Annotated in this window: 6 protein-coding genes, 1 tRNA gene and 1 pseudogene; 2 read left to right on the top strand and 6 right to left on the bottom strand. The window is 64.5% G+C overall.

Annotated elements, in window-relative coordinates:
• Window positions 1–131 precede the first annotated feature (131 nt).
• On the bottom strand, window positions 132–653 hold the full coding sequence (locus tag F1193_RS16565; RefSeq protein WP_170263739.1) for a hypothetical protein: 522 nt from the start codon (window positions 651–653) through the stop codon (window positions 132–134).
• A 35-nt stretch (window positions 654–688) separates the two neighbouring features.
• On the opposite strand from F1193_RS16565, the pseudogene F1193_RS16560 reads away from it, so the two are divergent.
• Window positions 689–925: pseudogene (locus F1193_RS16560) on the top strand (transposase domain-containing protein); the annotation flags it as partial.
• A gap of 8 nt (window positions 926–933) precedes the next feature.
• Here F1193_RS16560 and F1193_RS16555 read toward each other — a convergent pair.
• Window positions 934–1377 (bottom strand): hypothetical protein, encoded by a 444-nt coding sequence (locus F1193_RS16555; protein WP_150098904.1) that lies wholly within the window; start codon window positions 1375–1377, stop codon window positions 934–936.
• Between the two features lie 303 nt (window positions 1378–1680).
• A complete protein-coding gene (locus tag F1193_RS16550; protein WP_150098903.1) occupies window positions 1681–2802 on the bottom strand; it encodes a baeRF11 domain-containing protein in 1122 nt (373 codons plus the stop codon).
• Window positions 2803–2994: 192 nt separating this feature from the next.
• On the opposite strand from F1193_RS16550, the gene F1193_RS16545 reads away from it, so the two are divergent.
• On the top strand, window positions 2995–3381 hold the full coding sequence (locus tag F1193_RS16545) for a hypothetical protein (protein ID WP_150098902.1): 387 nt from the start codon (window positions 2995–2997) through the stop codon (window positions 3379–3381).
• Between the two features lie 257 nt (window positions 3382–3638).
• Here F1193_RS16545 and F1193_RS16540 read toward each other — a convergent pair whose 3' ends face one another.
• The 3 genes from F1193_RS16540 to F1193_RS16530 all read right to left on the bottom strand — a co-directional run bounded on the left by F1193_RS16540 (window position 3639) and on the right by F1193_RS16530 (window position 9375).
• Window positions 3639–5744: an alkyl/aryl-sulfatase gene (locus tag F1193_RS16540; RefSeq protein ID WP_150098901.1), complete on the bottom strand. Its 2106-nt coding sequence runs from the start codon at window positions 5742–5744 to the stop codon at window positions 3639–3641.
• A 1502-nt stretch (window positions 5745–7246) separates the two neighbouring features.
• Entirely contained in the window at window positions 7247–9058 is a 1812-nt protein-coding gene (locus F1193_RS16535; protein WP_150098900.1) for a site-specific integrase, read from the bottom strand.
• Between the two features lie 227 nt (window positions 9059–9285).
• Window positions 9286–9375 (bottom strand) — tRNA-Ser (locus F1193_RS16530).
• Window positions 9376–9546: the final 171 nt, after the last annotated feature.

The following is a 9546-nucleotide window of genomic DNA, read 5'->3' as shown; positions in this document are numbered from 1 at the left end:
GCTGCGTTTTCGTGCGCCAGCACGCACGCCTCGCGGAAACGTCCTGCAGGGCGACGTGACCATGCCGCAGATCACGTCGTCCCGTTTGATCCTGCAATACGTCCGCATCGACCCAGACGCATCGGGTTCTCTCAGACTGGATAACGCAGCAACACCGCAAGCGGGCCGCCGCCGGGAACGTCGGCCCGCCGCGCCGCGACGACATGGCCGCCAGCCTGAAGAACGCGCCGCGTGATCTCGTCGATCACTCCGTAGTTCACGGCATTAGGTTGCTCTTCAAAGGTGATTTTTCCGTCTGACGCGGTGTTGTCGAGAGAGCCAACCGCGGTCTCGAAACCAGCTGCGTTGCTCGTGCGAGCGGTATCCGCGATCCCATCGTGCCCCTCCTGCGTGACGGTGTTGCCGTTCGCAGAAGGGAGCCGCGATTCGCAGGCGATCAGCAGCCCGTGCAGGTCACTCAGTGCCGCTACCGAGGCGCGCGGAGCGCCGATCTTGAGAGTCGCGCAATGAACCGGGTCCAGCTTCCATGCCGCCACCTTCGTGACGACGCCGGGCACGAGTTCGACATTTGCGATCTCTCCGGACGCGCGCCGCTCGATCAAAACACAACGCGCAGTCCGACCGTGCAGCGGATGCCAGGGATAGTGGACCACAACATCCTGCCCGATATGGGCAGAATGACCCCGAGATTGCTCTCGGACGCAAAAACAGTCTGTTCGCCGGCAGCATCAGCGGCGCGAAGACCTGGGCGATCCTCGCGTCGTTGATCAACACCGCAAAGCTCACCGATGTTGAACCCCAAGCCTGGCTGACCGACGTTGTGGAGCGCATCGTCTCCGGCCGGGTCACGATCAATCGGCTTCACGAGCTGCTGCCGTGGAATTGGAAGGCTGCCCGTACGACCGCGTCCGCCATCGCCGCCTGACGTCGCGGTCAGGTCGGCGGCAGCGCCTCGGGCGCAGACACCTCCTGCGCCTCGCTGGTGTCGGAATGAATCTCCTCTCGGATCACTCGCAGCGTCACCTCGTGAAGATAGGACTGCAGCGCTCTGTCGAGTTCCACGAACTCCGGCCACAGCACCTGATCGACGAAGCCTTGGGGAACCCGCACCATCACGGTGTTGCGCCGCTGCCGACGATACCGGTACGGCTTCAGCCCATAGCGGCGGCACAGCGCAAGAAACAGGTGGACCGACCATGTGTCCGCAACCGTGAACTTCATCTCGATCGGTGGATCATGCTGCTGAACCTCCGCCAGTCGCGCCCGCACACGGGCGAGCGCTGCCTCCGCCGCCAGCCGTTCGCCGATCGTCCCGGCCCCGGAAAACAGCGCCTCGATCTTCCGCAGTTTGTCCCGCAACTCAGATTCGGTGGACACGGTGGCCTCCGGTTCTCGGTCCTACCGAACAAGCCCACCAGCCGGCCACCCCACCGTCAATTGGCCGGCGCCCGCCGTCCACGACTTCCGATGGATCGCTTCAGAAAAAAATTGCAAGCCCCCGCCGCCGTGGTCCCTTCGTGACGCTCACCAATGTTCCATGTACGACCGTGCTGCGTTTTCGTGCGCCAGCACGCACGCCTCGCGGAAACGTCCTGCAGGGCGACGTGACCATGCCGCAGATCACGTCGTCCCGTTTGATCCTGCAATACGTCCGCATCGACCCAGACGCATCGGGTTCTCTCAGACTGGATAACGCAGCAACACCGCAAGCGGGCCGCCGCCGGGAACGTCGGCCCGCCGCGCCGCGACGACGTGGCCGCCAGCCTGAAGAACGCGCCGCGTGATCTCGTCGATCACTCCGTAGTTCACGGCATTGGGTTGCTCTTCAAAGGTGATTTTTCCGTCTTCCTCGGCCACCGTGCCCGACATCACCGTATCCATATCGACGATCAGCGTGTCCACGGCGCCGAAGGTGGCTGCACGGGCGGCATGAGCGATATCGGTCGTGCCGCGGCCCTGGGCCTCGCGCGTGGCATAGAGCTCGCCCAGCACGCGGATCTGGTCGGCATAGACATGGCCGAGCACGGCGCGCGCCTCGTTGCCGAGGACATGATCGGTCGCGTCGTCCGGGCTCCCGGCGATCACCTGCTGAGGAATGTGCGGATAGCTGCTTACAGTGCGAAAGATCGCCGCCAGTGGCTCCGAGGCGGCGAGGATGAGCGGCCGCTCGCCACTCGCCAGTAAGGGACGCAGAGCCTGATCGACCACGCGCGCATAACGTGTCAGCATCGCATGTTCGCTGGTGCCTTCGCCGCTGCGCATCTGGCCGTCGCGCTCGATGTGGCTGCGCTTTCCTAGCGCGTGCCCGAAATCGCGGGGAAGACCGGGAACGGAAACTTCGTGGGGAGGCAGGTCGGCCGAAACCTCGACCAGCCGGACGGTTCCGATGCCGATCGCCAGGACATAGGCGTGGTGAGGGAACGTCACCGAGCGCAACAGCGGCGTGAGGTGGAAGCGGTCGGATACTTCGACGATGTTGGTGAGTTTGTTGGGCAGACGAAACGTCTGAACGGCGTCCGGGGTGACGAACACCGCGAGGCTGTTCGCTTGCGTCGCCCAGAAATCGTCATCCTCCACGAGCGCTTCGACGCTTTCCTGAATCGGCCAGATGCTCCGCTTCGCCGTGCCCGCCGCTTCAAGTTCCGCTACGGCGCTCTTGAGGAGGTTCTTGAGTTCAATTCGATCCGCCTTGGCATCCTGCGTCAGCGGCGTCGTCCGCAGATAGATCGAAACGGCGGGGCCGCCACGGTAGCTGACGAGCTTGTCGATCTGGGTTCGCGTGGGGAGATCAACGTGCAGCATTACTGACCTGCGCATTACTATGAATGAGGTTCTCTTGTCAGTATATGACGGATTTTTCTTATAATAAAGTGCATCACACTGGGATTTTCAGGGGCTCCAATTTCTAAGAACGTGGAGCCATGAGCACGACGACGAACCGGTTTTCATCCGAGGTACGCGAGCGTGCGGTTCAAATGGCATTCGAGCACGCGGGTGAGCACGCTTCGCAGTGGGCGGCTCTCGGCACGGCTGCGGGTACCGTCAGGTCAGGCGGAGAACGTACTTCAGGCAAATGTGATGATGGTGATGTGCGGCTGCCCAATCATCCCTGGAGGGCACTGGGATGCGGACAGGTTCGAGGTCACTGCGCTCATCCGTTCGCGCGACCGTTACATCGGGGAGGTCCGGCTCTCCTATGCTGGCGAGATTGGCCAGTTTGCCGGAGAATCCACGATTCCTAGCGATGGGCCGTACGACATCATCGTTTACGCGTTCGATCCGGCCAACGGAAATACGGGACTTGACCGAACGACGGTTGTCGTCGGCAGTTCGCAGCCGACGCCGAACGAAGAGCAACGGCCTGGCGTCTTCGACGAATAACTCCCAAGCCGTGGTGCCGCACCTCCGCGCGGAGCCCATCTGCGGTGATGGCGTCAGCCTTCTCGATGGTATAGCGAAAGCCGCGGCTGACATTGGTGGGCCGCCACCGACACGGCCATCGAAGAATTGCAGCCAGCCGTAAAGCGTCATGTCCGCCGTGGGGCGGCCCTCGTTCGGGCATGTCCTGGGCGGCGTCAGCGTGCGCGCCGGCAGGTGCCAGCGCGACGGCAATCACGCTGACACCGGTGCGGCATCCACTATTCCGGGATCGCGGCGCGTGGCACCGCTTGGTAGGCGTCCGCATGCGCGACTGGCGCGGCGCGGCGGGTGCCCGGCAGCACTTCGAAGCGCGGATCGAAATCCACCATCAGCCCGGCGAGGCGCGTCAGCACCTTGACGTCGCCCTGCACGCGCGCGGTGCCATCGGCGATCTGACCCTCCAGCGTCTTCTCCCCGGCCATTACCTGCTCGAGCGCGGTGCGGCTGATGGTCAGCGTCAGGTCGGGGTTCTGCGCCTGGAAGCCCTGGATGTTGGTCAGTGTCGCATTGGCCAGTTCGACGATGAACTTTTCCCCATTGTCGGGCGTAACCAAGTTCATGGTGAAGCGGAGCCCCTCCGCCTTGCGGGCATCCATGCGGATGCCGAGGAAGTTGAGGAACAGCTCGGTGGACATGGCGCGGATCACGTCGGCGCTTGCGGTGCTCGCTGCCTCGCCGGTCGAGATGCCGCTGCGCAGCTCATAGGCGCCGTTAAGGAAGGAGTTGCGCAGGCCAGGGTTCTCCTGCTGATAGCCGAGCTGTTCCCAGACATCGGCGAGCAGTTCCCGCGCGGCGCGGTTGGTGGGATCGGCGAAGACCAAGCGGTTCATGATCTCCGAGGCGTGCTGATAGCGGCCTTCGTCGTGCAGGGCGCGGGCGCGGGCGATAATGCGATCCGCGCCGCCCATCATCTCGACGTAGAGCGGCGCGGACTCTTCCGGTGAGAGCGGGATAAGCGTTGCCGGGTTGCAGTCCCAGAAGCCGAGGAAGCGCTGCACCACACCGCGGGCATTGTGCTGCGGGGACCCGTGGTAGCCGCGGGCATACCACATCTCCTGCAGGCCCTTCGGCACGGTGTAGACGTTGTGGATCTGGTTGATGGTCACGCCCTGGTTCGCCAAGTGCAGCACCTGGTTGTTCATGTTGGCGTAGAGGTCGCGCTGACCGCGCAGCACCTCCTGGATGCGCTGATTGCCCCAGCGCGGCCAGTGGTGGGCGGCGAACATCACCTCCGCCTGGGTGCCGAAGCGGTAGAGCGCTTCCCCGATGTATTTTGACCAGCGCAGCGGGTCGCGCACCGGGGCGCCGCGCAACGTGTAGATGTTGTGCAGCCCGGCGATGATGTTCTCCGCCATCCACAGCGCCTTGAGGCTCGGGATCCAGGTGTTCATCTCGGAGGGCGCCTCGGTGTTCGGCGTGTTCTGGAACACCATGGGGACGCCATCGACCTCGAATTCCTCGATGTCGCGCTCAACGATACGCGTGGGCGCGATCAGGCCGACCGCGCCGGCCGCCACACCCTGGCCGAGGCCCTGCCCGACATAGCCGTGCGGTGCGACGGTCAGCAGCTGGCCGTACTGGTAGGCGAGCCGCCGGTTCATCGCGTTGCCAGCGTAGACATTCTCCTCGACCGTGTTCCGCAGGAATCCGACGGGGGCGATGATGGGAATCTTGCCCGACCGCACGTCCGCCTCGTCCACGATGCCGCGGATGCCGCCCCAGTGGTCGGCGTGGTTGTGCGAATAGACCACGGCGCTGATCGGCAGGCCCTCGCCGCGATGCTGCTGGAACAGGCGCCAGGCGGCGCGCGCGGTCTCGGCCGTGACCAGCACGTCGAAGACGATCCAGCCAGTGCGGCCGCGCACAAAGCTGATCTGTGCCAAGTCGAAACCGCGCACTTGGTAGATGCCGGGGATCACCTCATAGAGGCCGTAATTGTTGTTGAGCCGCGAGATGCGGTGCAGCGAGGGGTGGATGCTGTCGAATTCGTCCTGCTGGTCGAGGAAACGGAAGCGGTCCATGTCCCAGGCGACATGGCCGGCGTCGGCCCGGATCTGGGGTTCCGGCATCGGCGCGACCAAGCCGCGGCGGTTCTCCTCGAAGTCGCGCGTGTCGGCGAAGGGTAGCGTGCGGCGCGCCTCCGCGAGCACTGCGACGGTGTGGCGCGACGGCGCCTTGCCCTGCGGGTGGAAATGGCCGGCGAGCGGCTGGGCGGGTGCCGCCTGGGCGGCGGCGGGGCTGTCCTCCAGCATCAGACGCCCGGCGACCGCGAAGGCGGCACCGGTGGCCGGCAGGGTGTGAAGCAGGTCGCGGCGGGTGGTCATCGCGGTGTTCCTTCAGCAACAGAGGGATGGAAAGACGATGCGGCGGCGTCTTACGTTTCGTCAGAGCAGAAAGACGAAGATGATCCTCAAATGCCGGCCCCAGCGCGTTGCCGATGTGGGGCTTCACGGAGTAGCGGCCGCTCTGCTGTCGCAGGCCCGCGCGGCACCGCCGGCGAGAAGGCCGAAGCCAGCCACGAACGCACACACCACCCCGCACCGTAGTGATTCCACGTCAAGGCCTGTGGCCCTTTTCGCGGGGCGGGTGAACGATCCTGATCAAGTGCGGTCCCTCCCGGAGCAGTGACACGGGCCTCGGGAGATGCCGAAATTGCTACTTGGCAACGGTGCGCACGATCGAGGTTCATCTTGCGCAAGTCCGGAACCGTCCTTCTGGGGATGTGCCGTCGCCTCTGGTTGGCCACAAATTCCTTCGGCCGATTGGCCAGCCCTTTTCGCGAGAATGACGCACAACGCCATCGCATTCTAAACCTCCGAGGAAGTCGAGGCGAGTCTGGTTCAGAGTGGCCACAAGAAACTCGAACTGACCTGATGACGGCTCGCTTTGGCATCCTTCGCGGCATCCGAACCGACAGGTGCACAGGTGTGCCCATTTCAAATTTCTTCATTTTGCTGCAATTTGTTGCGTTTCGTTTCGAAGCGTTTTGACGCATTTTGAAGAAGGCGGGGAACCTCGATCACGTGGTTTCGGCAGAGGATCCGGTGGTGAGGCTGGCGGCAAGGCCGATGGCGGGAGAGGCGCTGCACTGGCAACTGCGGGGCGTCGCGGCCGACGGCTTGGAGCGCAAAGGCTCATCTTCTGCCGTAAACAGGAGGCGAGCTTATGCGCGCTCATTCCTCCGCGGCGCGCTTGCCGAGCGCTCGCCACGGCACCGGCGGGGCGGTCAAGGCGCCCGCCCGCGACAGCGGCGCGCCGCAGGCGCGGCCTTGACGGCGCCCGCCGCGCCGTGGGCCAATGGCGGCACGCGCTCGCCTTCCTTTCGGCCGCCTTTCTGTCGGGCCGGTGTAGTTTGCACTCGAAGTGCGTGTGGTGTGGAGGGGGTAATTTTTGGGTTTTCGTTGGTGTTTTGATTGGTTCCGTTGGGCGCCGTTGGTGCCAGTTCGGCGGTTTTTAGATACCGCATTCCGTGAGCCGGGAGTAAGGCGCGTTGCATGCCGCACTTCGAACCCCCGGAGCTTCGTCACGCACGCTTCAAAGCTGATGTTGCCTTGGGGTCCACGGGGCTCTTCCCCTGGCATTCCTGTGGGCACAGCCCACATGCCTTGCACCCGCTGACGCTGCGACATGCGCTCCCTCTCGTTCGAGCCCAGTCAGCCTGTCACAGTCATGCGGCAAAGAACATAAGAAGAACCTGGATGCCAGGAACTCTGGTATCTATCGTCCGAGAGACCGAACTCGTTGACCTAGAGGAAAGCGCGGGTGGCCTCGACCGCCCGTCGTTCCTTTTCGCCACGGATGGACTTCGCGGACGGTCGTCGAGGGGTCAGGCGGTCTTGCGCTTCGGCCGGCCGACCGCGCGCGGCCGGGACGCCATCGCCTCGAAATCGAGCCCCTCGAACATCGTCCAGTCGATCTCTTCGGGCAGATCGAAATGCGCGAGCTCTTGGCACTGTCCACGCCGGAGCGCGGATTGTCGTCCATAGTCGGCGTGAACGTCTTGCGCCTCGTGCCCCATTTGCAGGCGGGTGGTGAGGTCGTCGACATTTTCTTCGATCAGCAGGTCCTTACCGCCGTGGCGGAGCGAATGGCCAACTTCCACATTCATGCCGATGGCGCCCGCAGCGCGCAGCAGCCTGTTGACACGTTTGGAGGCGGCGTCGCCTGGATCAGCCGCGCTGGCAAGCAAGCGGAAAATGAAGCCCTCGCCTTGCGTCTTCGCCCAATCCACAAAGCCGATCCGACGGAATAATGAATGCAGGACGAAATACTGCAGGCTCGCATCGGTCTTGTATCCGACCCGGACGTATTTGCCCTTGGCCTTGTCGAAGACGATGCCGTTGACCCGCACAATGTCAACGCCGTGCTTCTCGCCGAAATCGCAACCGCGGATGAACGGCAAAATCCCGAGGCGGCGGGTCGACAGGAGACAGAGCGGCGGCAGCAGGGCGTCGTCGAGATAGCCGCTGTCGACCCCGAGTTTGAACACCTGGTTGAGACGTTCGTAGTCGAGCGGCTCGCGCTTTTTCGAGGGCTTGGCGTCTTTCGGCCAGCGGATTCGATAGCCCTGGAACGGATCGCGCAACTGGCGCAGGCCGACCGCCGTCGAGATGATCGTCCGCACGATCTGGACGTAGCCGTCCTGCATCGTTTTCAGCGCAATCGGCTCGTAGCAGGCTTCGGCCCTGTTCTTGGCGATGGCCGCGTGGATTCCCATCTCGCGGAGCACTTGGGTGTTGTCGCCCTCCCGGGAGAGTTCGACCGGCAGGTGTTGCAGGTCGTTGACATAGGTCTGCAGGTCGATCGGGTAATATCGATCGATCGGCCGGTCGCCGACCAGCGTGGTGAAGACGGAGACCCGCCAGCGCGCAGTACTGATGGTGGCGCGGTCCGCGCCGCCTGCTTCGCGGATTGTCAGGTACTCTTCGGCCAGTTCGCTGAAGAGCGGCGCCGAGGAAACTGCCATCGGCGAGCTTGCCGATGGGGCCGGGGATGCGATCGGTGGAATGGCCGCCGGCGCCTCGACGGGACAGTCCACCATGGGCGGAGCGGACGGGTGGGTTGCGCGCCCTTCGGCGCAGGCCAGGAGGTCCAGCTGGCGCTCGGCGATCCGTGCGAAGGTGTCCATGACCCGGGCGAGTGGAGCCTCTCCCTCCGGCGGGAGGCCCTCACCGGCGCGCCAGCGGTTCCAGACGTCCTGGCGCAGCAAATCCGCGCGGGCGGTGACGGTCGGGTGCCCTGCGGGGCCTTTGCGGACCTCCTGTTCGATGGCCACCGCCTCCTGGATTGCGGCGAGGGTTCGCATCTCGGCGGGGGCAAATCGCGGCGGAGGGGCCGGGCTCGCGAGTTTGGCAGCCGCCTCGTTCAGGAAGGCGGCCATGTTGTCGAGGAACTCCTCCGGCGAGCCGCCCGGCGGAAAGCCGGGGCCATCGAGCGGGGGCGTGGTGTCGGTCCACTGTCCGTTCAAGAGGCGTCTCCGATCGGCAAAAGCGGCTTTGGCCAGCATGGCGAGCCAGCCGGCGCGCGGCTGGGCATCTCGCTTGGGCATCTCGCCCAATCGCAACCTTAAAGGCGCGCATGGTTGCTGCCCGGGCGCAAGATCGGCCGGGATGCGGATCTGGAAGAAATAGGTGGACAACCGCCGCACCAGATAGGTGGGCGCGCGTGCCGCCCGGCGCGGTGGCGGGGCGACCGGCGTGGGGGTGCCCTGGGCTTGGGGGGCTGCTGGGCGGGCGCCGCCGCGGGCTACGGTTTGGGATACATTGGGGGATACACGCTTCGACACGGGCCTGCTCGTTCCGGCCGGAAGCGTTGAATCTCAAGGAGAATTTGGGGCAGAGAAGCTGGCGGATAGGAAATAAAAACTGGCGGAGAGGGAGGGATTCGAACCCCCGATACGGTTGCCCGTATGCCGCATTTCGAGTGCGGTGCTTTCAACCGCTCAGCCACCTCTCCGCGAGCCGAGCCAAATCGGGGCGGAGCCCCTCTCGAGCGGTGACGGACCATACCCAAGCCGTTTGCGCGGGGCAAGCGGGCTGTCGATGAGAGCACGGCGGGGAATCCGGGTTAACGAGGGTTGAGCTGGAGGACCTGCATCAGGAAGTTTGGGTCCCAACTGGCGCATTT

Source organism: Blastochloris sulfoviridis, from assembly GCF_008630065.1.
Taxonomy (GTDB): Bacteria; Pseudomonadota; Alphaproteobacteria; order Rhizobiales; family Xanthobacteraceae; genus Blastochloris; species Blastochloris sulfoviridis.
This window is presented reverse-complemented; position numbering and strand designations above follow the sequence as displayed.